7 protein-coding genes are annotated in these 24,610 nt (G+C 73.8%); 5 read left to right on the top strand and 2 right to left on the bottom strand.

All coding sequences use genetic code 11. The features are described from left to right. The first annotated feature begins 11 nt into the window (after nucleotides 1–11). Genes ACFWX1_RS21435 through ACFWX1_RS21420 form a run of 4 tightly spaced genes read left to right on the top strand, consistent with a single transcriptional unit; the run spans nucleotide 12 to nucleotide 7,011 of the window. Nucleotides 12–2,378, top strand: a complete 2,367-nt coding sequence (locus ACFWX1_RS21435; protein WP_378389850.1) for a hypothetical protein — start codon at nucleotides 12–14, stop codon at nucleotides 2,376–2,378. Beyond that, entirely contained in the window at nucleotides 2,375–5,560 is a 3,186-nt protein-coding gene (locus ACFWX1_RS21430) for a right-handed parallel beta-helix repeat-containing protein (RefSeq protein ID WP_378389848.1), read from the top strand. The genes ACFWX1_RS21435 and ACFWX1_RS21430 overlap by 4 nt, the downstream gene beginning before the upstream one ends. 11 nt (nucleotides 5,561–5,571) lie before the next feature. Then, on the top strand, nucleotides 5,572–5,940 hold the full coding sequence (locus tag ACFWX1_RS21425; RefSeq protein ID WP_378389846.1) for a YbaB/EbfC family nucleoid-associated protein: 369 nt from the start codon (nucleotides 5,572–5,574) through the stop codon (nucleotides 5,938–5,940). Between the two features lie 6 nt (nucleotides 5,941–5,946). Further along, a complete protein-coding gene (locus ACFWX1_RS21420; protein ID WP_378389844.1) occupies nucleotides 5,947–7,011 on the top strand; it encodes a hypothetical protein in 1,065 nt (354 codons plus the stop codon). Nucleotides 7,012–7,126: 115 nt separating this feature from the next. Here the strand turns inward: ACFWX1_RS21420 and ACFWX1_RS21415 are convergent, their stop codons facing one another. Together ACFWX1_RS21415 and ACFWX1_RS21410 are read right to left on the bottom strand one after the other, a co-directional pair. Continuing rightward, a complete protein-coding gene (locus ACFWX1_RS21415; RefSeq protein WP_378389842.1) occupies nucleotides 7,127–7,612 on the bottom strand; it encodes a type VII secretion system-associated protein in 486 nt (161 codons plus the stop codon). Then, nucleotides 7,609–24,183, bottom strand: a complete 16,575-nt coding sequence (locus tag ACFWX1_RS21410; RefSeq protein WP_378389840.1) for a toxin glutamine deamidase domain-containing protein — start codon at nucleotides 24,181–24,183, stop codon at nucleotides 7,609–7,611. The genes ACFWX1_RS21415 and ACFWX1_RS21410 overlap by 4 nt, the downstream gene beginning before the upstream one ends. A gap of 61 nt (nucleotides 24,184–24,244) precedes the next feature. Here ACFWX1_RS21410 and ACFWX1_RS21405 point away from each other — a divergent pair, with 61 nt between their 5' ends. Then, nucleotides 24,245–24,607: a hypothetical protein gene (locus ACFWX1_RS21405; protein ID WP_378389838.1), complete on the top strand. Its 363-nt coding sequence runs from the start codon at nucleotides 24,245–24,247 to the stop codon at nucleotides 24,605–24,607. Nucleotides 24,608–24,610 lie beyond the last annotated feature (3 nt).

The raw sequence follows: 24,610 nt of genomic DNA, 5'->3' as shown, positions 1-24,610 counted from the left end.
GGGAGGACGAGATGGCCGGTCCGACTCGGCGGCGCGGTGAGGGCGAGCTGGAGCTGACGCGCCGGACGCTCGGTAACGCGATGGTGGTGCACCGGCCGGGTGTCCTGTCCGGGCACGCGCAGAACCTCGCGCTGGCGGTGGCCGAGGACCCCGAGCACGACCTGGTGCTCGTGGACCTCCCGCCCGGGATGCCGGTCACCGTCTGGGATTCGGTCGCCGGGGTGCTGCCCCGCGGCCGCCGGGGCGTGCGGCTGGTCATCAGCGGCCGCACCAGGGAAGCCGCCGCACTGGCCGGGCAGTTGCTGTCGGAGCGCCTCGGCCGCCCGGTGATCGCGCCCGACGGCGCGGTGATCCCTGGCGACGGCGGATCGTTGTTCGTCGACGCGGGCCGGGGCACCAGCTGGGTCCGCTTCGAGCGTGGCCGCTCGCCCCGCAGTGCCGGTAAACGCTTTCCCGTGCCGCAGTGGGAATCCGTGGCCACCTCGGAACTGGTCCCGACCAGTTCCCGTGGCGTTGCCGAACCCGTGCCCGGCGGGATGTGGGTCCGTGTCACCGGGTCCGAACGGCAGCAGCAGGCGCACCGGACCCGGCTCGTCGCGACCGTGCCGGTGCGGCCGGACGCGCTCACGATCGTCCTCGGCTCGCCCGGCGACCCGCCGGTGTCGCTCGACGACGTCGCCCGGCTGTGGGTGCGGCTGCCCGACACGGTTCAGGCCCGGACCCGCTTCGTGCGGTTCGGCCCGGTGTCCGTCCCGGCGGGCAAGGACGTCGGGCAGGCGCTGGCCGAGTTGCTCGGCCAGGAGATCACCTTCTACACCGGAATGCCGGTCGGTACCGGTGCGGCCGCCTACACCGTCACCGTGCTGCCCGACGGCGCGCCGGGCTGGCTGCCCTTCGTGTACGAGGAGCGCTACAGCCCGTCCGGGGGCATACCGGGGGCCGTCACCTACCGGGCGCCGGTGGCGGGACTGCCCGAGGTGGCCCCGGCGACCTACTGGTACGCCCCCGACGCCGTGGTGGAGGTCGTGCGGTCCGGCTTGGTCGTGAGACCCCCGGGCGAGACGGCGGACACCGCCGCCGCACGCGCCGCCGCCTTCGACCCGGCCGTGCTCGCGGTGACCTTCGAGGGCGCCGGGGCGGTCGGGGAGCGGATGCGCGGGCTGGCGCGGGATCTCGTCGACCGGCTCGACCCTGCCTCCCGCCGGACCGCGCGGCTGTCGCCGTCGTCGGTGCTGAACGGGGAGCGCGTGCACGCCCCGGCGGCGGGGGCGGCGCTCGCGCAGCTCAGCGATGCCGACGCGGATGCCGTGGCTGAGACCACCGCGGGGAAGCCCGCCGTCCCTGTCCTGGCCGTCGAACCGGCCACGGTGCGGGCGCCCTTCCCGGTCGTGACGGAGAGCCGGGTGACCGAGTCCGCGGTGCCGGGCCCGGCCTCGATCACCGAAACCCTGGAACCGCACGCGGTGACGCCCGTGGTCGCGGAACCGTCCGTCCCGCCCGCGACGCCCGCCGCCCCGGAACCGGTCTCGCCGCCCGCCCCGAAGCCTTCGCAGTCACCGCTTCAGGTCACGCTTCAGCAGACGCCGCGGGCGGAGGCGTCGGCGTTGCTGCCCTCGCGCGGGGTGGAGGAGGAACGCGAGTGGCTGCGTAAATCGCTCGGCGCGGAGTACGGCGTGCTGTCCAACTCGGTGGCCCGCGTCCTCACCCAGCACCCGGGGTTCCAAGGTGAGATGTCCCGGTCTTCGGCGGACGTGCTGACCGACGCCGTCGCGGTCCGGATCTACCTGTCCGAGCGCGGCGCCGCCATCGACGAGGGGTTGCGCGGCGGCGGCGTCGGCGCGCACGTGCCGGTGGCGCGGTGCGTGGTCGCCGGGCTGAGCCGCCTGCCCTCGCACCGGGGACCGGCGACGTTCGCGGTTTCGCCGTCGCCCGCGCACTGGGCCCTCTACCGGTCGCGCCGGGTCGTCACCGAATGGGGTTTCCTGGGCGCGCTGACCGGTCCGGCGGCCGACCTGCCGGGGCAGACCGACGTGTGGGTCTGGTCGATGACCGCGCGCCGGACCCGCCTGCTGGAGACCGGCGAGATCACCGATCGGGTGTTGTTCGTGCCGGGCACCAGTTTCAAGGTGCTGGAACTGTCCGAACCGGACGGGACGGCGCGTGGCCGGATCATGTTGCGCGAGGTGACCGCGAGCGAGGTCGGCGAGTCCGGCCGGCTCGTCGAGGGAGCGGAGGAGCTCGACGAGCTCGCCCTGTCGTCGTTGCGCCGCGAGGTCGGCAAGTGGGCGGAGAAGGCCGCCCCGCGCCGCGTCGGCGGCGAGGACGCCGCTCGCTTCGGCACGTTGCCAGGACTGGCCGTGGAGAAGGGGGAGCGATGAACCGGCAGCTGCTGATCGTGTCCGGCGACCAGCCGGGGGCCTATCCGACGATCGGCGCCGCGCTCGCCGCCGCGGGCGACGGCGCCACCATCACCGTCCACCCGGGACGGTACGAGGAGAACCTGGTCGTCTCCCGTCTGGTCACCCTGGTCGCCCAGGACGGTGACGGGTCGGTCGAGGTGCACGCGCGGACCGGGACCGTCCTCACCGTGGACGCGGAATCCTTGCAGGTCAACGGGTTCGCGCTGAGTGCGGACGACACGCAGGTCGCCGCCGTGGACGTGGTCCGTGGCGAGGCCGCCTTCGACGGCTGCGCGGTGCACGGTGCTTCGTGGACCGCGCTGATCGCCCGCGCGTCCGGATCGCTGGCCATGCGCGGGTGCCGCGTCACCAACCCCGGCGGCGCCGGCATCGTGATCGCCTCCCCGGCACAGAGCACGATCGAGGACACCGAGATCACCGATACGGCGTCCTCCGGCGTCGTCATCGCCGAGCAGGGCGCGGCCCGGATCCGCCGCTGCTCCGCGGACGGCGTGCGGGGCAACGGGATCTGCGTCAACGGGCAGGGCACGGTCGTCGTCGAGGACTGCGACATCCGGGGCGCGGCCAAGCCGGCCATGGTGGTCGAGCACCAGGGGCGGGCCACCGTCACCCGGCTCCGGGTGCGGGACAGCGAGAACGTCGACCTCTACCTGAACAGCCAGGGCGAGGTCACGATCGCGGACTCCGAGTTCACCGGCGCGCCGGCCCAGTCCGCGCACATCGCCGCGGGAAGCCCGGTGCTGCGCCGGTGTGTGTTCAGTGGTGCGGAGCGCAACGCCGTGCAGATCACCTCGGGCGCGCGGCCGGTGCTCGCCGAATGCACCGTGCTCGGCGCGCAGGTGGGCGTCCTCGTCGACGGTGGTGCCACGCCGGAACTGCGGAAGCTGACCCTCAACGAGACCAGCCGGATCGCGCTGGAGGTCACCGCGAACGCGCGGGTCCAGGTCGCCGGCCTGCGGCTCACTCCCGCCGGCGGCCAGGCCGTGGTCGTGTCCGGGCACAGCAAACTCGCGGTGACCGACGCCGGTGTGCACTCGGGTGCCGCGGCCGCCGTCACCGCGACGCAGGCATCGAGCGTGACGATCACCGACGTCGAGTTCACCACGACCGCCGAGGCGGCGGTCGACCTGCGGGACGCACCGGCGTCCACGGTGGCCTCCGCGGTCCTGCGCGGCGGGGGAATCCGGGCCAGCGGCGGCGAAATCGACATCCGCGACACCGATTTCACCGACACCTCGGGCGACGCGATCGTGCTCACCGCGGACGCGTTCGGCGGAATCACGCGCTGCCGCGTGCAGGGTGCCGGCGGACACGGGGTCGTGGTCGAGGGCGGGGCGCGCGCGAGGGTACGTCAGTTCGAGACGCGGGATCTGGGCGGCGAGCCGGTGCGCGAGTCGGGTGGCGCGGCGACGGTCGAAGACCTGGTGCACGCCGAAGCGCCGGCCGCGGCACCGGAACCCGCGCCCCGCGCCGAACCCGAGCCGCAGGGCGGTGCCGACGCGCTGACCGGGCCGCTGGCCGAACTGCACTCGCTGGTCGGCCTCTCGGACGTCAAGAAAGAGGTCACCGCCCTGATCAACCTGATCAAGATGGGCGAGGCGCGCAGGAAGATGGGCCTGCCGATGCCGCCGATGAGCAGGCACCTGGTGTTCGCGGGCCCGCCGGGTACCGGCAAGACGACGGTCGCGCGGCTCTACGGCACCGTGCTGGCCGAGCTGGGCATCCTGGAGAAGGGCCATATGGTCGAGGTCGCGCGCCAGGACCTCGTCGGCCAGTACATCGGGTCCACGGCCATCAAGACGACCGAGGTGGTCACCAAGGCGCTCGGCGGCGTCCTGTTCATCGACGAGGCCTACACCCTGTCGGCGGGATCCGGCGGGTCCGGGCCGGACTTCGGCCAGGAGGCCATCGACGCGCTGATGAAGATCATGGAGGACCGCCGCGACGAGTTCGTGGTGATCGTGGCGGGCTACTCCGAGCAGATGGAACGGTTCCTGGAATCCAACCCCGGCCTGGCGTCGCGGTTCACGCGGACCGTCGAGTTCCCCAACTACAGCGTCGGCGAACTGGTCACGATCACCACCGGCCTGTGCGCCAAGCACTACTACGAGCTCACCGACGACGGCCTCGCGGCGGTGCGCGACTACTACGAGCGGGTGCCGAAGAACGACACGTTCGGCAACGGCCGCGTGGCGCGCAAGCTGTTCGAGGCGATGGTGAACAACCAGGCCTCCCGGCTCGCGGTGGCGCCGCCCGCCAAGGAGACCGAGATGAACCGGCTGACGGCGCAGGACCTGCGGCCCGAGCTGGAGAAGCTGGGCACGGTGGCGCCGGTCGCCGCGGTGGGCGACGACCCGGCGGGCGCGGTGCGGGCGAGCGCGGGCTGGCGCAGGCTGGACGGCCTGTCCGGGCAGCGCGAGGTGCGTGGCGCGATCGGCAGGGCCCTGGTGCACCTGGGCGAGCTGAAGCGGTCGCGGCAACCGTGGGGACAGCAGGCGGGCGTCGCGATCACCGGCGCGCACGGCAGTGGCCGCAGCGAGTTCGCGCGGCTCTACGCGCGGGCGCTCGCGGAACTGGATCTGGTGCGGACCGGGCAGGTGGTGCGGGTGTCGCTGGCACCGGACCTGCTGCCACGGTGGCCGGGGCAGGCCGAAAGCCTCGCGGCCACGGCGTTCGCGGACGCCGCGGACGGGGTGCTGGTGGTCGGCCTGGACGGTGACTGGCGTGCCGAACCGCACGGCCCGGTGGCGGAGGCGCTGGACGCGCTGGCCGCCGAGGCCCGGCGGTCTTCCGGTGATCCCGTGCTGGTGTTGCTGGGGGAGCCGCGGCGGGTGCGGGAGGCGCTCGACCACACGCCGGGATTGCGTGGCGAGGTCACGCAGAACTGGGCGCTGACCGGATACAGCGCCGACGAACTGGCGGAGGTCGCCGTGCGGTTCCTCGTGCGGGCCGGGCACGAGGTGCCGCCCGAGGTGCGGGACGCGCTCGCCGGGCAGCTGGCGTCGGTGCCGGATCGGACGATCCGCGCCGCCCACGAGGTGGCGCGGCGGCTGTCGTCGTCGGCGGCGTCGCGCACGCTCGCGGCGGCGGATCTGGCCGGGCGGTCGGCGGTCGGGCCGGGCCTGGCGTCGGTCGGGTGAAAGGAGCGGAGATGACGGACGATCTGCGGAAGATGGCCGAAGAGGCGCTGGCCCACTACCACCGGTCCCTCGACGAGGCCGCGAAGCGCGCGGAGGAGCGGCGGGCCGTGACGGCGACCGCGACCGCGCCGCGGCGGGTGGTGACGGTGACCGTGGGGGCGGGCGGCCGGGTGGCCGACCTCAAGTTCCCGACGAACCAGTACAAGAGCCTTCCCCCGGCGGAGCTGGCTTCGGTGATCCTCAAGACGGTCGAGGAGGCAGCGGCGAAGCTGCCCGCCGATTCACCGGGGTTTTCGATGCGGGAACTGGCCGCCGGCTCGGTGGACGTGCGGTCGTTGTCCGGCGGGTCCTCTTTGGACGATCTGCTCGGCGGGAAGTGAGGCGCGATGGCGGAGAACTGGGTCGACCCGGAGCGGATGGCCAAGAGCGCGGACGGGTTCGACACGCAGGCCGACGACATCTGGAAGCTCGCCCAGCGGGCGCGTGAGCTGGGCGACCCGGAGCGCGTCCGTGCGGCGGCGGGTGACGACCCGGACGGGCACAAGTTCGGGAAGACGCACCTCGAGCTGGCCGGCCAGGTGTTCGACGGCATCGACCTGTGGGGCAAGTCGGTCAAGGCGACCGGAGACGGCATCCGGGCGGCCGCGCACACCTACACGAAAGCCGAGGACAACGCGACCGAAGCGGCCGCGAGACTGCGCCGCGCGGGTTCCGGCGACGGTGCTGCCGCCGGTGGCGGTGCCGCAGGCTCGGTGCCGGCGACGGCCCGTATCAAGGCGCACTCCGGCCCGAAAACGCTGGCGGCTTCCGGCGGTACGGCCGAGGCGAGCCTGCGTGTGGCCCCGAACGGTCCGGATCGTCCACTGTGGACGAAAGAAGGCAAGGGCGAGGCGCCGCCGGTGCTGCTCTCCGGATCGGGCAAGGACGAGGGCGTCCCCGCGTCGGCCAGGGTGGCCGCGCGCGGGGGTCCGCATGGTGCGGTCCTGCCGGGGGAGCCGCTGAAGCCGGTGGACGGTCCGCCGGTGCTGATGGGCAAGCCGGGACCCGCTGAGGCGAGTTTGCCGATGGGTGGTCTGGCTGGTCCGGTGCCCCCGGGTGCGCCGTTGGTGCCGGTGGATGGCGGTGGCGCGGCCGAGCCGAGTCGGCCGTTTGTGTCCGGGCACGATGGCCCGCATGGTCCATTGTGGAAGCACGATGGTGCGGGCGATGGCCCGCCGGTGTTGCTGGGCGGGGCGGTGCCGCCGGGAGCGCCCTTGACACCGGTCGAGGACGGCGGCGGTACGGCCGAGGCGAGTCTGCCACTGGGCGGGCCGGCTGGTCCGGTGCCACCGGGAGCACCGTTGGTGCCGGTGGAGAATCCTGGTGGCCCGACCGGGCCGCACGCGCACGACGACCTGATCGCCCCCTCCGCGTCCACGGGCACGCATACCTTCGCCGAACGAGAAGACTGACCGTCCGATCCTCGTCGCCGGGGGAGACGAAAGAAAACGGCGCGCGGCTCACGGAGGTGAGCCGCGCGCCGTCGTCGATACCGGAAGTCCTTACCCCGCCGAAAGAACGGGCATCTCACCAGGACAGGGCCGTCCGCGCCAGCCGCATCGAGTGGCGCGCGCCCGGATTGACCAGGACGTCCACGCCGAGTTCCGCGAGCAGCGCGACCAGCTCGTCCGCACCGAGCACCCGCCATCGCCCGGTGTGCACCCGCGCGCGGTGTTCGGCGGCGGTGGTCACCAGCAGCGAGGGGACCCCGTCCGGCGCGGGTGCCACGACCGGACGGCCGTCCCCGTCCAGCGCCACCCCGTAGGTTCCGGCGCGGATCACCGCGAGTAGCGCCGCGGCGTCGAGCTCGCCCGTGATCCGCAGCGCCGCGTCCACCGGATCGGTGGGGGACGCCGCGCTCGCGGGGTCGTAGTCCGGGTTGGGCAGGAATTCGCCGCGGTACCCGTCCGCGCCGGTCAGCCACGCGCCCACCACCGCGTGGGGCGGCACGCTTCCCGCCGCAGGCCGGCCGGGATCGACGAGGAACACCCATTGGTCCCGGATCTCGTTCATCGCCCACTCCTCGGAATCCGTTGCGGCGGCAGCCATATCTCCACGAGCACACCGGACGCCGTGGTCTTCAGGCGGTCGGCGCCGCCTCGCACGGTGTCCAGCAGACCCGCCGCGTCGATCGCCGTGCCGGGTGCCAATGTGGACAGCCGGGCGCGGATCAGCCGGAGCAGCTCCTCGTGCACCACGTGGGCCCGGCCGAGCGCGATCCGGTTGCCGGACAACATGCTGTGGCTGACACCGTGGATACGCGCGACCGGCAGGGGCAGCCCGTCGGCCCGGCGTTCCAGAGCCGCCTCCGCGACCCAGTGCGCGACGCGGCCCAGCGCCCCCGGATCGGCCACCTCCGCCCGCCCGCGCACGAAGGGGATCGTCGCCTGGTGGGCGACCGTGTCGCCGACCTGCCACGGGCTCCGGTGCGGGAAGAGGTAGCCGGGAACCAGTTCCGCAGGACGGGTCACCGTGCTCTCGTGCCACTGTCCCTTGCCGGTGACGACGTAGCGGTCCCTGGCGAACTCCGGCATCGCGACGACGGCCCACTCACCCCGGGCGGTACGGCGCAGGTCGGTGACGGAGCGGAACGTCTGCGCGTGGACGTCCGCCAGCCGGGACATCGCGGCGTCGATCGTGGTCGAAGCCCAGGGCGACCGGCCGGCGGAGGCGACGACCCCACCCACATCGAGCGCGTTGCCCGCCGAGTGTGCCACGGCCTCGGAGACGGCTCGGTGCGCGATGACCAGCGACCGGAACGCCGGTTCGTCCTGCCCCTGCACGATGCGGTTGCGTGCCTCGTCCACCGTTTCGGGCCGGCCGAGGAGACCGATGAGCCGGCGGCGTCTCATCACCTCACTGTCCACTGTGGCCCATCGGCCGCCCGACCAGATGGCCAGGTAACCGGTCAGCCCGCCGCGTTCGTCCGCGTCGCTTGCCACGTCGATGTTCTGCGAGGCGGCGTGGACCGGGAGGTCGAATCCGTTTTCCGCCATGTCCTCGTAGAACTGGAAGGCCAGCATGTCGCTGTTCATCCCGGGCAGTGCCTGGCAGCCCACGAGAGTGAAGGACGTGGGGCGCTCGCCCCGCCCGCCGAACGCCCTGCGGAACGCGTCCGACCGCCGCACCAGCTTCGCGAAGTCCACGCCGTCGAGGGTCAGCTCCTCGCCCGAGGACGTGTAGACGGCGGCATGGCGGGCGAGCGAATGGAGCACCAGGTAGAAGGTCCGTCCACCGGCACGGAGGTGCGGCGCGTCGACCATGGCGTAGGCGTTCTCGAACAGCTCCCGGGAGGTCATCCGCGCGCCGGTGCGGCTGTCGATGTCGAGCAGGAGCGTGCGGTCGCGGCCGGCGGCGGCGAACCACCGCGCGTCCTGCGCCAGCCCGGCGGCGTCCTTGGGGTACAGGAGCCCTTCCACCACGCCGCCGCGTTCCAGGGTGTGGCTCAGGTGGTTCGGTCCGCCCGGCCCTTCGAGACCGGGCATGGTGAAGCCGGGACTGCTGCGCTCGACCCAGGCGCCCGGCTCGGGGCGGCCGCCGGTGTCCCGGTCGAAGTCGCCGTCGTGTTCGGTACGCGCGTGGCCGGTCACGGTCACCCACGTGCCGGAGCCGCCGGTGTCCACGATCGCGCGGCCTTCGACGAGCCCGAACCGCACCGGCCCCCGTGGTGCGGTCAGCGCGAACCGGGGGAACCGGGTGCGCACCTCCCCGGCGACGGCATCGGCGACGGAGAAACCGGTGTCGCACGCGAACAGTGTCGCGTGGGAGTCGTCCACCAGGTCCAGGTCGAGCAGGATGCGCCCGAAGGTTTCCGGGTGCACGGCCAGCACCTGGCCGTCGACCGACACATCGAGGGCGTCGGCACGGCCGTGGACGTCGAGCACCCGCCCGCCGCGGTCGCCCGCCGCGGCGAGGAACGGTTCCAGCACGCGCGAGTGGTCGGCGACGAACGTGGCGCCGAGGACTTCGCCGCCGGGGGAGCGGACCTCCCGCGTCCAGACCCGGTTCGAGGTGAACCACCGCGTGTGGCCGTCCTGGGCCGTGCCCGGGTGCCGCGGCGCACCGGCCGGTTCGGGGCCGGTCCCGGTGCGGCCGAGCTGGAAGCCGTGCAGCGTCGCGCCAGGGAAGTGGCCGGCGAGCTGGTCTCGCACCGCGGCGGGGACGTCCACGCCGTGCCCGGCGATGTCCGACACCCCGGCCGGGTCGCCGAGCGTGTCGGCGAACTCGTCGATCACCACCTGCCAGGCGGCGTCGCGCCCGCGCCGCGGCAGGGCGGCCAGACCCTGTGCGACGGCGGGCAGGTACAGCACGCCCGATCGGGCTCGCAGTTCCCGGTGCAGGGCGGTGACGGTGGCCAGCACCGCGGCGGGCGTGTCGCGCGCCGGACGCACGCTCGTGCCGATGGTCTCCGCCAAGCCCAGCTCCTGCGCACGCCGGGCGACGCCGGTGCCGGCGCGGGGCCGCGCGTACTGGTCGCCGAGGGTCGTGAGCAGTGCGGTGATCTCGCGGGAGCCGGCCGGTGCGGCGAGCACACCGCCGTCCCCGGCCCGTGCCGTCTCGTCCTCGCCGTCCGCCGCGAGCCGCGCGATCTCCGCGGGGTCGCCGGTGAACGCGTCGCCGAAGTGGATCCCGCCGAACCGGGCGACGATCTCGGCACCGGCCAGTTGCGGCGCCGCCGCCGACCGCCGGGCGCGCTCGATCCGGAACGCCGCGTCGTTGGTCATCGGCGCCCCGGCGTGGAAGATCTCGTCGAGGGACACCACCCTGACCCCGCTGTCCCTGGCCCACGAGGCCAGCCCGGCCGGTACGCGGCCGCGCGCGTGGCCGGTCCAGAGCACGACCTCGAAGCCGGTCCCGGCGAGTCGGCGCAGGGTGTCCAGGTGGCCTGGCTCGGGGTCCCCGGTCGAGGTCGTGTGCAGCAGGCGCGGGAACTCGCCGCCGACCTCACCCGGCGTCAGCCGGGCGAGGTCGAGGTCCCGTGCCGTCGGGGTGTCCGGCCGCGTCAGGTCGAGGGCGCGGAAGAACGCCGCGCGGCGGTCGGCGGGCAGCCTCGCGTAGTCGTAGCCGCTGAGGAACTCCGGAGCGGGGCGCGGCCGCCGCAGGCCGTAGGGGTCCGGGCCGCCGAGTTCGTCGGCCACGGGGTCCGGCACGCGGCGGTCGCGCACCCTCAGGAGCAGGTGGTCCGGGTCGCCGTCGTCGAGGAAGCCCGGCCGGGCGGCGCCATAGCGCTCGTCCGTGGCGCGCGGGTGGCGGCCGGTCAGTTCCATCACCACCTGGCGTCCCTCGTCACGGGAGAAGCCGCTGCCACGGGCGGAGCGGCTTTCCACGGTCAGCGGGACCAGCCGCTCCGCCAGCGCGGGGTCGCCACCGAGGCCGTCGAGGTTCCGGCGGACGGCACTCACCAGGTGGGCACGAACGGCCAGCGCGCGCACCACGCCGGTCGTTTCGCCCCGCCCCCGGCCGAAGCGGCTGCCGTTGCCGTGGCCGACGAGGCGGATCCGCGGTTCCGCGCCCGGATCGTCCACATAGGACTCGGCGAGGTGCCGGGCCAGCAGCTCCATCTCCAGCGTCGGTACGACGTCGCCTTCCCCGGACTTTCCCTCGCCGAAGGTGTAGGACGTGGTGGTCAGCCGGTGCGGCGGGAACGCGGTCCCCGCACCCTGGTGGACCGTGATCGGCGTGTGCGCGACCTCCCCGTCCACCACCGGGGTTCCGGTGGCCGCGTACAACTCCCGCACCTGCCGCGGCACGTGCACCGTTCGCCACGGGCCTCCCGGCCCCAGCCGGTACATGTCCCGCACGTGGCGCACGCCGGGGAAGGCGGGGTCTCCGGACAGCGCCTGGAAGGCCGCGCGCCACACGATGTCGGGCCGCTCGTGCCAGCGGGTCAGCCGTTCCGCCGCCGTCAGGTCCAGGACGTTCCCCCGCACCAGGCCGTCCCGGACCGACCGGACCAGTTCCAGCGTGTGGTAGCGGTCGTTCACCGGCACCAGACCGTCACCGCGCTGCTCGTCCTGGTAGTGCCAGTCCAGTTGCGCAGCCCGTGCCAGCTCCTCGACGACGGCCTGGTCCTGTTCGGCGTTCGGGCTGCCCAGGATCGTCCAATGGCCACCGGCTTCGACTTCGACCTTCGGCGTGCCGCTCGTCTCGGACCCCAGGACGGTCACGGTGTTCTCGGTCGAACCGTAGACGTTGACCGGGAAACCGAGCGTCGTCATCTCCTGGTGGAAGTCGTACGCCGCGCCGCCACGGCGGCCGATGTTGCAGGAGATGAGGCTGACCGACCGGACACCCCGCTCGTAGGCGGCGCGGAAATCGCGGTTGGCGGTGACCATGGCGGCCAGCACGCGGCCGCTGAGCGAAACGAAGTCGCCGCCCTCCCGCCTGCGCACGATGAAGCCGGTGCCCCGCGCGTACCTGCCGTCGGCGTCCATCACGACGGAGCCGTGGATCTGCAGGAAGAACGTCCCGGCGGGGTCGTCGGACCACGGTGCCCGCGCGTACAGCGCGCGGCCGTCCTCCGGCGCGTCGGCGGATTCCCGGAGGCCACTGACGTCCCCGATGTCCCCGCGGGAGAACCCGAGATACCAGGACAGGTACGCGGCGCCGTCGTCGTCGGTGTCGTACTGGACGCCGGAGTACCTTCCGTGGCGGGGCCACCGCCGCTGCGGCAGGTCGCGCAGCCGGACGAGGATGGGCTCCCATTCGTTGCTGCGCAGATACCGGCTGACGTTCAGGACGGCGAGTTCCCGGTCGTCGTGCAGCGGCTCGTCGCCGGCCTGGCGCCGCAGCCGCCGCCCGGTGCTCCGCTCGGCTCCGTAGACACCGCTGTCCGGGCTGCCCGGCCGGGTTTCGGCGTCCCCGCCGCCGGTGAGCAGGAACCGGTATCCGGCCGTCTCGGGCAGGGACGCGAGCCGTCCCTGCTGCGCGTCCAGGAAGACGATCGAGCCGTCGGGGCGGTGGATAGCGTTGAACACATGCCCGGAGCCCTCCTCCGGCCCGGCGGCGCGGAACACGATGCCGTGCGCGCCGGGGCCGGCGGCGACGAGCCGTTCGACGATTTCCCCGGGATGCCGGACCGGTACCGCAGGGGCGCCGAAGTGGTCCTCCAACAGGCTCCGGGGGCGCGGCCCGGGTGCGGGAGCGGGCTCGAAGCGGCGGCCGGCCAGCATCTCCACGACACCGACGCTGACGTTGACGCAGTTCTCCAGGTAGCCCGGCTCGCCGTCGCCGAACCGCCGCGCGTTGAGCGCGAGGAAGTCCCCGTAGTGCTGGTGCACGAAGGCGCGCGCGGCCAGCGAATCCGCCGGGTACCTCTCCTGCCAGTACACGCGCCGGTCCGCGGGAAAGGCCCAGTCCGGGGCCGCGGTCTCCGTGCCGTCTTCTTCCGCCAGGTCGAGGATCTCCCGCTGGACCGAGTCGTCCGTCACGACGGGGCGCGCGCTCTGGTCCGGCACATGTCCGAAGCGGGTCAGGCTGGTCTCGGGTGTCCGTACGCCGGTGGGCCGCGGGCCGCCGGGATCCGCGGTGACCACGACGATCCCGGCCTGCCGCCGCTGCTCGCTGGTCAGACCGGCGACCCTGCCGCGGGAGACGGCGTTGATCTCGATGCCGGGTCCGGGCAGTGCCATCCCGTGCAGGCGTTCCTCGACGAGGTCCCACAACAGGCTTTCGAGCCGTGACGCGCGCTGCTGCCCGGTGGTCGCGGCGCTCGTGGCGCGATCGCCCGTCCGGGATCCGTTGCCGTAGCCGGTGATCTCGACGGTGACCGATCGCCCGGCGAGGGCCGCGCCGACCACCCGATCGGCGACGCGTCCCAGGTCCGGCAGCCGATCGGCGTCCGGTTCGGTGCTGCCCCTGCCGAAGGTGACGGTTTCTTCCAGCGTCGTGCGGATCGACGGGCCGGGGGCCTGCTCGGTCCACAGCAGGACACCCCGCCGTGCCTCGGGGGCGGCGGAGGCGCGCGGTCCGTCCGGGTGCGCGGACGTCCCGTCGCCGCGTGAGGACACGCGCAGTTCGACGCGGTCCCGAGGAATGCCTTGGGCTGTCAGGACTTCTTCGAGTTCCGGCGTGAGCAGGTCGCGGACCGCCCCGGCGCGCCGCAGGCCCACCCGCTGCGCGCCCTCGCTCCGGAAGCCGCCGTTGCCGCCGCCCTCCAGGTGGACCACCATCCTGGAGCCGGTGTCCCGGAGCCGCGCGGCCATCGCGGTGGCGAACCGGTTCAGCCGCTGTGCGTGCTCCGGCGCGACGTCACGGCTGCCTTCGCCGAAGGAGATGCGGACCGGCGCGACGGGACCCGAGGTCGCCTCACCGCGGAACACCCGCCAGTCGCCGTTCCACACCACCACGCCGTCGCCACCGATGCTCACCACGTCCGTGGCCGCGATCACCGGCGCGGGATGGCCGTGCTCGGCGAGGGTGCGCTGGAAGTCGTACGCCGTGCCGCCTGGTCCGGTGAGGCGGGCGGTGCTGCAGGCCAGGAGCACGTAGGCGCTGGGGCCGCTCCCGTCACGATGTGCCTGGGCGAACTCGGGGGTGCCCATGAAGGCCAGTGCCAGCGCGGTGCCGTTGACTCGCGTGATGCCGCTGTGCGTCGCGATGGCGGAGTTGTGCCCGACGACTAGGAACGGCGACGGCCCGGCGATTTCGGGCCGCCACGGGACGGGGACCGGGGTGTCGGTGTAGCCATCCGGCGGCGCCGGGTCACCCCAGGAGGCCTCCCTGCGGTACACGCGCTGGATGCCACCGTTGTTCAGGAGCCGCTTCGCCTTCCGGATGTCGGTGTCCTCGATACCCAGCGCCACCCCGGCCGGCATGCCGTCGCGGCCGGACAGCGCCTGGCTCGCGGTCGAGGCGACATCGATCAGCCGGGTGGGGTTGGCGGGATCGGTCCGGACCCGGCCGCCTTCGTCGATCGTCGCGCCGAGATGGCCGACGACCCGGACCGCCGCCGGGACACCGGCCCGGCTCGCCGTGCCGTCGTGGTACTCCAGCCAGTGCCCGCCGGACCTGGTGAAGGCGACCGGTACCCGGTTCGCGCGGTCGAACGTGATCAGGGTCGAAACGCGACCGGCGTAGGCGTGGACGGCTCCTACCCGGCGTGACTGGGAGCCGATCGTCGCGGCGAACGTCGCGATCGGGCCGCCGTCGCCCTCCTCGGCGACCGAGGTGGTGAGCAGCACGACCGGGCGGGTACCGGACCCGAAGCCGTTTCGGAAAGCGGGCGAGCGCAGCACGACGCGCGCGAGTGTCCGCGCGTCGAGGCGCAGTTCGCGGCCCTGCTCGTCGACCACGGGGAACAGTCCGTCCCGCAGGTCGTCGGCGGTGCGGTCCGGGAGCACCACGAAGAACGGGGTCACCGGGGCCCACGGGGGTGTCCGGCCGGAGAAGGCGTGGCCGGTCATCGCGGCCACGGGGTCGGTCTGCCCGGGATCGAGGACGTACAGTTCGGTGCCCGCCCAGCCGTCGCCGGTCAGGCCGGCCGCGTCCCGGAACAACTCGTCCGGGAACCGGTGCGCGCCGGGATCGGCGAAGTCGACCCCGGCCTGCGTCCCGTCGAATCCCTGCACCGTGGTGGACCGCACCCGGTCCGGCGCGAACTCGCGCGCGGTGCCGGTGCTGTCCAAGCCGGTCGCCGGAGCGCGGCGGAGCCGGCTGAGGGTCCCGTCACCACCGTAGAGATCGGCACCGGCGGCAGGGAATTCACGCAGTCGCGCCGGAGAGGACTCGGCCGGTGCCGGGACCTCGGCCGCGGAGTCGCGCATCTGCCGGAAGAGCGCCTCCAGCGCCCGGGGGCGCGACGACGCCTCGTCGACCAGCGCCTGGGCCGCGCGGCTGTCGCGGACGGTGTCCCGGAGGTACCGCAGCCGCCCGGCGAGCCAGCGTTCGGCGATGTCCGGGACGATCGCGCGCAGGCTGCGGCCGGCCTGGTGGCGCGACACACGCTCGAGGTGCGCGAGGAACCGCGGGTCGAAGTCGATCTCCGGATGGGCTTCCACCAGGCTCATCAGGCGCGCGCCGGTCCGCCTGACCGACACGTCGGGGTAGTTCTCGCCGTGCTCGTCCCACCAGTCGCCGGGTTCGATGGCGAGCAGGCCGTCGAGGGAGTCGTGGTGGATCGCGTCGACCAGGGGCGCCAGCAGCGCGTCCCGCGCCGCGGGCTCGTCACCGGAGTCCGTGTCGTCCGCGTGGACGGCTTCCGGCGCGTGTTCGGCCGGGATCGCCGGCGTCGCCTCGATTTCGAGCAGGACGTGCGGGTCGCCGTCGGCGGGCCGGCGCACCGTCCCCACCGGGAGCCGGGTGCGGTCGGCGAGGTCGCCGCTACCGGGGATCGCGAGGTCCAGCCGTCGCTGGATCTCCACGCGCACGTCGTTCTCCAACCGCTCGATCGCGCCGCGGGACACGCCGCCCACGACGGTGATCCGGACAGCCGGTGGCGCGAGGCCCACTCTGGCGCGGTCGAGCAGCCGCGACGCGTACCGGGACGCGAACGAGCTCGCCGCGAGCGGATCGCGCGGCGCGCCGCGGTCGAAGGTGACCACGGCGGGCCGGTCCGGTCCGGCCGTGAAATCGGCGGGGAAGACGGACCGTGGCGCCGGATGGTCTCCCACCGCGCGGGCGATCACGCCGCCCAGGCCGGTGAACGGTCCCGGATCGCCGAGCACCGCGTCGTGCAGACCACGCGCAAACGTGACGCAGTTCTGGTTCCGCCAGAAGTACGGCCGGTTCTGCACCGTCCTGATGAAGGCGAGACCGCGCTCGAGGTCCCGGACCGTGACCGAGGCGGGTACCGCCGTCGTGGCGACCTCGCTGCGGTCCGGGCTGCGGATCACCCCGTCCTGTTCGCTTCGCGCACGACTGCTGTCCGACGGCCAGAATCCGACGGAAAAGCGCCGCCCGAACCGCGGGCCGTCCGGGTTCGGCCCGCCGATCGGCAGCCGGACCTCGACCCACGCGTGGCCGAACCGCGTCGAAACGCCCTCCATCCGGGTGGGTTTGACCAGCACCCGGAATTCGACGTCGCCTCCCGTGTGGGAGCGTGCCCCGGCCAGCGCCCGTTCGAGCTGGTCCAGGTCGTAGCTCAGAGCCGGGTGCGTCGCGGCCGTCCGGCGGCCGGTGAGACCGGCCGCGGGTTCCGCGCCCACCGCGCGCAGCGCCTGGCCGAGATGCGGGCCGAGGTCGGCGAAGAGATCCGCCCCCGGGTACATCGCGCGGTAGACCTCGGCCAGCCGCACCAGGGACAGCGTGTCGTGCTCGATCCCGGTGACGGCCGACCACGCCGCCCGCGATCCGTCCCGTCCGGCGATCCGGTGCACCGCGGCCGCGATCTCCCGCACGTCCGGGAAGTCGACGCCGAGGTACCCGGCCAGCCCGGTCCGCCTGCCGTCCTGATGACCGACGATGGCCGCGAGAGCGGCCGGGCGGTCGCGGATCTGGTTCAGCGTCCGCACCGCCTCGTACCGGGTGTCCGCGGACCAGGCGAGGTGCAGCACCCGGCGGCTGAGCCACCACCCGGCGACGTCCGGGGCCACCTCGTCGAGCCGGGATCCCGTCCGCCGGGCGAGTTCGGCCAGCAGCGCGGGGTCGTACCCCGCCTCGGCGAAGTTCTCCAGTTCCGCGTACAGCTCGTCCCGGGTCGGCGGCAGGGAGCGGAACAGCCGGTCCACCGTGTCGCGGTGTTCGTCGGTCACCGGCGTCGCGGCCAGCGCGCCGAGCGATCCGTGGTCGATGGCGTCCGCCAGCGCCGCGATGGCCGCGCGGTGCGGTTCGGTGGTCAGGACGGCGGTTTCCCGGTGCTCGGTGTCCGCCGGGGCGGCCCAGACGGCCACCCGGCGGCGCCGTTCGCGCTGGGTGCCGGGCGCGGGGGCGAACGGGCCGGCGGAGGCGGTGTCCCCGCGACTGCTGACCTGGATGTCCACTGTGGACGATGGAAGCCCGCGCCGCGCCAGTTCCTCGTCGAGCATCGGCCGCAGGACGTCGCGAACGGCCTCGGCCCGCATCCGCCCGGTCCGCTCCGCGCCGCGGCTGATGCTGCCGCCGTTGCCGCCGCCTTCGACGTGCACCACCAGCGGATCGCGGACGGCTTCGGCCAGCTCCGCCGCGAACGCGCGCAGGCCGGGGTGCTGATCGCGCCGCACGGCCGTCCCGCGCTCGGCGAAGGCGACCTCCACCGCTTCGGGCAGCTCGACGGCGTCGACAGGACTGTTTTCCGGCGAGGGCGTGCCGGGGGCGGCCGGTTCCTCTTCGGTCTCCTCCGGGATGGTGTCGAGGTGCTGCTCCGGGGCGGCGGGCGGGACCGGGTCGGCCGCGCGGCCCTTTCCCTTGCCGTCGCCCGCTTCGGCCTCGGTGCGGAGGGCGAGTGCGTCGGCGAACCGCTCCCGGGCCTGCTCTTCCAGCAGATCGTAGGTCTGTTCGAGGTCGTCGGCCGTGGCGCGCCGGGGGCCGAGGTGACGCAGTTCGATCGGGAGCAACGGCATCGGCAGGCGCGGGGCGCCGTGCTCGTCCGGGTTGGTGTCGAGGGCGGGGAACGAGGAGCGGATGCCGAGCGCTTCCCGCTGCGTGACCCGGCGGGCCGGGTCGTCCCGGAACGCGGTGGCCAGATAATCGCCGAAGGTGGCGTCCGTGCGTTCGGGGTCGTGGGGCCAGCGCATCGGCAGCCGCTGGTCCAGGCCCGGCTTGGCGACGGTCTTCGTGTAGTGGTCCTCGCTCACCCGCTGGAGAAACCGCTCGGCGAGGGGGCCGGACTGCTCGTCGAGCACCTGCCGCACCCGGGTGCTCAGACCGGCGCGGATCCCGTCGAGGTGGACGCGGAGGGAGACCGCGGCGAAGTTCTTGGCCAGGCTGTCCGGCGCCATCGTGCGCTGGGCCAGCGCGGCGAACTGGCTGTAGACCGCGGCGAGGTAACCCGCGAGCGTGACCCGGTCCTGCGGAGAGGCGCCGGGGAGCAGCTGTCCGGCCAGCTCGTCGCCGAGTTCGAGGCCGTCTTCCAGGTGATTGCGTGCCGCGATCACCACGGGGCTGTCGTCCCGCATGGTGACGGCGGTGAACCCGAGGAACTCCCGCAGCCCCGCCAGCGGGACGCCGACCGTGAAGTGCAGGTACAGCTCGTCCGTCGCGCGCCGGCCGCCCTTGCGCAGCCGCACGTCGTCGGCCAGCGGGTCCAGCTGGAAGGGCGGGCCGTCGAACAGCAGGCTCAGCGGCGTGTTGTCGCGCGCCTGCGCCAGCCGCCGCAGGGCGTCGGTGATCGCCGCCATCGTCTCCGACCTCGTCCGGCGGCCGTCGTCGCCCGGCACCGCGGCGATCGGCTTGGTCACCAGCTCGATCACCGGCTCGCCCACGGCGTCGAGCACGAGCTGGTAGTCCGGCGCGTCCACCAGGAAATCGACGTCGTCGGGCTCGACGTCGCGCGGCAGGCGGACCGGATAGCCGTGCAGCTCCGCCTCGAACCCGATCGCGCCCGCCAGCATCCGCAACCGCTCGCCGGTGAGCAACCGCGGCGCGAGATCCTGTGCCAGCGCGACGATTCCCACCTCCGGATCCGCGGTGGCCGCCAGCCGCGCGGCCTCCTCGACCGTCACCTCGTAGGCCGCCGGGTCGCCGACGCGCACCAGATCGCGGATGCGGGTGTTGAGCTCGGCGGCCAGATGCGTGGCGTCGACCGGCGCCCGGCGCTGGGCGATGACCACGGCGCCCCCCTCGCGCAGGCGATAGGGATCGTCCCCGGCCGGCCTGCCGTCCAGGACGACCGACCAGAGATCGCCGTGCCTGCGGAGTGCCCAGGTGTAGCCCACGAACCCGGTGGCGTGGGTCGTCCAGCTCAGCGAGGTGCCGAGGTCGTGCTGGTCGTCGCGCTGGTCGAGGACGCGGATCTTGCCGTCGGAGCCCACCGTGCCCCGCCGCAGCACGTCGAACTGACCGCCGAGGCCGGTGACCACCCTCATCGGCCGGTGGCCGGAACGCATCGCCGGTATCCGGTGGACGCCCGGTTCCAGATGCTCCACGGTCACCGCGAGATCGCGGTAGTCGGCGTAGGTGAAGAACCGGACGCCGTCGATTTCGACGATTCCCCGCGCGTCGGCCACGACCCCGGCCTGGGGCTGCCTCGCCACGTCGTCCGCCCGGGGACGCTGCTCGACGACGAGGACGCCTCGGTCCCGCAGGCCATAGGCGTCGTGCTGGAGCTCGGCGGGCGGGCCGGTCACGACGAGGGTCCACAGGTCACCGTGCTCACGGACTTCCCAGGAGTAACCCACCAGACCGGTCGGCAGGACGGCGGTCCAGTTGATCGGGTCCTCGCTGCCGTCCGGCCGGGACCGGCCCTGGTGGAAGATGTCGGCGCGCCCCTTCCCGGTGACGGTCCCGCTGCGCCGCACCCGGTGGTTCCCGCCGAGATCAAGGGAAATCACCTTGTTGCCGCTGCGGCCGGCGTTCGGGAACTCGAAGGTGTTCGCGCCCTGCCGCACGACCTTGACCGAGCGGTTCGCGTAGTTCTTGACCAGCACCCGCGTCCCGTTGACGGTGACGGTGCCCAGGTTGTCGCCGGGAAAGACCCGGGTCCGCTGGGCGCCGAACGCGGACGGGTCCGGCACGGCGGCCGGAGCGGGGGCGGCGTCCCGGGCCGGGGCGGTGGCGAGGTAGCGGGCGGGACGGCCCGGCTGGTCGATCTGCACGACGTGCACCCGCTGCCGCGGATAGCCGGGTGTGGTCTCCGTCGTGCCGCGCACCTGGACGACGGTGGTCCGGCTGGTGCGGTGGATGTCGAGGTCGAGGTGATAGAGGTTGGCCATCACCTGGGCCAGCAGACCGCCGGCTTCCCCGAAACCGGATCCGGGCTGCCGGAGCTCGGCGATGATCCGCTGGACGCGTTCCGGGGTGTGGCGGGCTTCGCGGAAGTAGCGCGGGGCCGGCCGCGCGGCGTCGTCGGCGAGCGCCTCGGCCAGCTGGAGGCGCATCTGGTGCGGGTGCAGCGGACCGTCGCCCGCGGGGGCGCCCAGCCGCGCGCTGAGGGCGACGGCACGCAGGAAGCTGTCGCCGTCGTCGTCGACGTGGACCCACCCCAGGCCGTGCACTCCCAGGGTGTCCTCGATCACCCGGGGAACCGTGTAGGTGTTCTGCATCGTGTCGGCGAGTGTCACGAAGACCTGTGAGCCGGTCTCGGTCACTGACGGCTCCGGCACGATCTCGCGCCGCACGAGGTCGAGCAACGCCGCCCTGCCGATGGTGACCTCGTCGAACACGCCCGCGCGCCTGCTGAGCGCGTCCGCGACCATGCCCAGGAGCTGCTCGTGCACGAACGCCGATTCGTGCAGGCCACCGGTGATGACGGCCTGTCGTGCCACGGACAGGTCGCCGTCGGCGACGGTGGTCCCGGCGGCGATGTCGAGGGCCAGCGTGCGCAGGTTGAACGCGTCGTACCCCGGCATCTCGTAGGCGCCGGTGAACGGGTCTTCGGTGACCTCGAACCGCTGGCCGCGCTCGGGTTGCCGCGGTGGTGCGCCGGCGGGCACTCGCGGTCGTAGCTCGCGGCCTCCGGTGCGGACGGCGTGGGCGATGTTGCCGGCGAGTTCGTCGAGGGTGGCCGGCTGGTAGGACCCGCCGGTGTCCTGGAGGTGCAGGTGGTGATCCAGTTCGGCGCGGTCGAGATGCTCGTCCGCGGGAAGCCGCTGGTTCACCGACAGCAGGAGGTGGTCCAGGAACTGCTGGTCGCGGTGCTCCGGCCCGGTGCCACTGACCGGTGCGGGCACGATGGTCACGCGGACCCGGTGGCTCGGCTCGTGGGCCCTGATCCCGGTGTCTTCGACGGCGACGACGTTGATCCTCGGCTCGTCCGCGAACCGCCTGGCCAGCGAAAGAACCTCGTCGCGCAGGGCCTGGTCGATGCTGCGCCCGGCGACCTCGACGCGGACCCTGCCGTTCCGTCCGGCGGTGCCCAGCGCGGAGGTCACCGCGGCGACGGTCGACTGCACGACGTCGCGGGACAGGAAGTTCTGCATCGAGAAGCGGCGCCGGAAAACCTCGGACGGCGCTGGGGAACCAGTGTCCACATGGGACGGTCCGGCGGTGCCGAGGCGGTGCAGTACCCAGTCCGCGACCGCGTCCGGCGGACCGGGTGCCGGATCCGGCCGCCCGGCGAGAAGACCTCGCAGTTCCGGGAGCGTCAGCCGGTCCCGGCGCCGCTCGCCGAGGATCGTGTTGACCCGGCTCAGCACCGAGTTCTCGAACGCCGCGGTGCCGTGGAGCGCGCTGAGCGTGGGCATCGCTTCCTGGGGAACACGCACGCGCGCACGGGTGGGGGCGCTGGTGGTCCGGGCCCGGGGCGCCGGCGCCGAGTCGCGGACATCGGTGGTGGACGCCGAAGTCAGCCGTCGCGGGGCCTGCTCGGCGACCCACAGCATGACCCGGCGCCGCTGGTCCCGGCTCCCGTTGCCGGGGGGCGCGTGGGGGCTGGCGGAGGGGCCGTCGCCGCGGGACCGGTGGTCGACACGCACGAAGTCGCGGGCGATCCCCCGTTGGTCCAGCTGGGGCCCCAGCAACGACTCCAGCGCCTCGGACACGCTGCGCGCCCGGTCGGTTCCGACCGTCTGCGCGCCCCGGCTGCTGCGGCCCCCGTTCCCGCCGCCTTCGGCGACGACCACGAGACCCGGCGATCCGGTCAACGCTGCCCGGCCGGCCTGTTGCCCGACGTAGGCGGCGAAATCGGCCAGTGCGTCGCCGGCCCGCGGCTGGTAGGTGTGCACTCCCGAGGCGAAATCCACTTCCGCGGCCGGTCCGGCGGTGGGGGCAGGGGTGAGCCGGTACGCCTTCTCGGCCGCCTCGTTCGCTTCCTCGGTATGGACGTCGACGGTGTCGTAGTGGTCCCGGACGAAGTTCCGTGCCGAGGCCGGGGGAAAGGCGCGGATCTCGACCGGGATCAGCGGGCGCGGGAGCCGGCCGTCGTTGGTGTCCGGGGTGGGGAACGTCGTGCCGACGTGGAGTGCTTCGGCCTGGCCGATCGCCCGGGGCGGGGCGGCGAGGAGCCCGCTGTCGAGGTAGTCGCCGACGGTGAAGGGACCGCGCTCGCCCCAGGAGAGGACGTCCGGTCCGTGTCCCCGCGGGTTGGGCGCGGCCAGGAAGGGCTGCCGGCGCAGGTGGCGGACGATCTGTTCCCGGATCCACGGGGCTTCGGCGTCGAGGAATTCCTGGACGGCCGCCGGGAGCGCGTTCCGGTAGCCGGGCATGTCCACCCGGGACAGGACGACGGCGAGGAGCTTGGGGTAGTAGTCGCGCCTCCTGTCCGGTGGGTAGTGCCCGATGGCTTCGGCCAGTGCCGACACCTGGACGTGAAGCAGCGTGAGGTAGCCGGCGAGGGCCTGCACTTCGGCGTCCGTGGCGAGCGCGTCCACCGCGCTGCGATGTCCCGAGCCGGGGCGCACCCCGGCGAAGCGGTCGGCCACGGCCGCGCCGACCTGGAGACCGAGTTCGAGCGTCCGCACCGATTCGGAGTCTTCGTGCATGAGGCCGGTGTGGATCGCCCGGAGGAAGCCGAACATCCCGGCAGGCGGGATCCCCGTGGTCAGCTGCAGGGCCAGCCCGCCCCTGCCCAGGACTGGGCCCAGGGTGGCGTGGGTGAACGGCTCGTTGACGTGGTAGCCCTCGTGTGCCGGGAACAGGTCCGACAGGAGGGTCCCCTCGGGGCTGTGCTCCAGCTTCCGGATCGCGGTTTCGACCCTGCTCAGGGTTTGCGCCGGGTCGAGGCGGCCGGTGTCGCCGGGCAGTGTCGCGATGGGTTTGGTGACGATCTCGAAGATCGGCTCGTTGCCCACCTTGTCGATCACGATGTCGAAGTAGTCGGAGGTCACCATGGTGCCGACGTACTCGATGCCCTCCACCCGGCGCCGGTTCTCCAGCTCGATGCCGATGGCGCCGCCGCGCATGCGGGGCCGCAGCTCACGCCCCTGGGTGCGGACGGCGTGGGCGATGTTGCCGGCGAGTTCTTCGACGTTCCTGGGGACGACGGTCTGGCCGGTGTCCTGCCGCGCGAGCTCGGTGTCCAATGTGGACGGATCGAGGTGGTCGCCGGCGGTGAGCCGGGAGTTGACCGCGGCGAGCAGGTCGTTGCGGAAACGGTCGTCGCGGTACCGCGGGTCGGTGGCCGTGACCGGTTTCGCTTCGGAGGCGGGCTCGTGGGGCGCCGGTTCGGCGGGGACGGCCGGTGGCGCCGCTGTGTCGGTGGACAGCTCGGCCGGTCGCCGCGGGGCGGTCTCGGAACGCGCGGGGGTGGCGGGGTCGGGCGGTGTGGTGGGTGTGGCGGCCGGTGCGGTGCGGGAGGTGGTGATGGAGGCGGGGCGCGCGGAGTTCGGCGCGGGGCGGAGGGCGTTTTCGGTGCGGGACGGCGCGGCCGCGGTGGTGTTCGTGGCGGCGCCCGGTCGTTCGGTGGCCGCGCGGGTGCCAGGGGAGTGCGGTGTCTCGCCGGTGGGGTGTGGCGATGTGGTGGTGCTCTGGGCCGGTGTGGTCGTGGCGCCGACTGGCCCGGGGCGGGCGGTGGCGGTCTCGGCCGGGGGAGTGGTGGCCGGGTTGGTGGTTGCGGGTGCGGGGTTCGGGGTCACGGCCGGGGATGCCGTGGCTGTCGTGATCGTGGGGGTGGGGGACGGTGTGGGGGTGGAATTCGTGGCCGGGGCTGCGGGATGGGCGGTCGGCGTCGTCGACGGCGCGGCAGCGGGACTCGCGGCCGGGACCGGGGACGGCGCGACGGCAGGGGGTCTCGCCGCGGTGGGGCTCGGGGCCGCGGTGGAAGTGGGGGCAGGTGGTGCGACGGGAGTCGCGGCCGCGGCGGGGGTCGAGGTGCCCGGTGCCGGGGTGGCGGGACTCGTGGTGGCCGGAGTCGCCGTGCCGGGAGTGGAAGTTCCCGGGCGGGGAGCAGCTGTGGCCGGACCGGGTGCGGCGGTGGGCGCGGGGCCGGAGGTCGCCGGGGTTACCGGGCCGGGTGCGGGCGCGGCCTGCGGGGGCCCCCCGGGCACCCGGGGGGGGTAGGAG

The sequence above is a fragment of the Amycolatopsis sp. NPDC059021 genome (genome assembly GCF_042739895.1).
In the GTDB taxonomy this organism is placed as follows: domain Bacteria; phylum Actinomycetota; class Actinomycetes; order Mycobacteriales; family Pseudonocardiaceae; genus Amycolatopsis.
This window is presented reverse-complemented; position numbering and strand designations above follow the sequence as displayed.

Excerpts from the sequence above, each read along its gene's own strand:
- ACFWX1_RS21425 (WP_378389846.1), top strand. The coding sequence starts at position 5,572 with ATGACGGACGATCTGCGGAAGATGGCCGAAGAGGCGCTGGCCCACTAC.
- ACFWX1_RS21430 (WP_378389848.1), top strand. The coding sequence starts at position 2,375 with ATGAACCGGCAGCTGCTGATCGTGTCCGGCGACCAGCCGGGGGCCTAT.
- ACFWX1_RS21420 (WP_378389844.1), top strand. The coding sequence starts at position 5,947 with ATGGCGGAGAACTGGGTCGACCCGGAGCGGATGGCCAAGAGCGCGGAC.
- ACFWX1_RS21435 (WP_378389850.1), top strand. The coding sequence starts at position 12 with ATGGCCGGTCCGACTCGGCGGCGCGGTGAGGGCGAGCTGGAGCTGACG.
- ACFWX1_RS21415 (WP_378389842.1), bottom strand. The coding sequence starts at position 7,612 with ATGAACGAGATCCGGGACCAATGGGTGTTCCTCGTCGATCCCGGCCGG.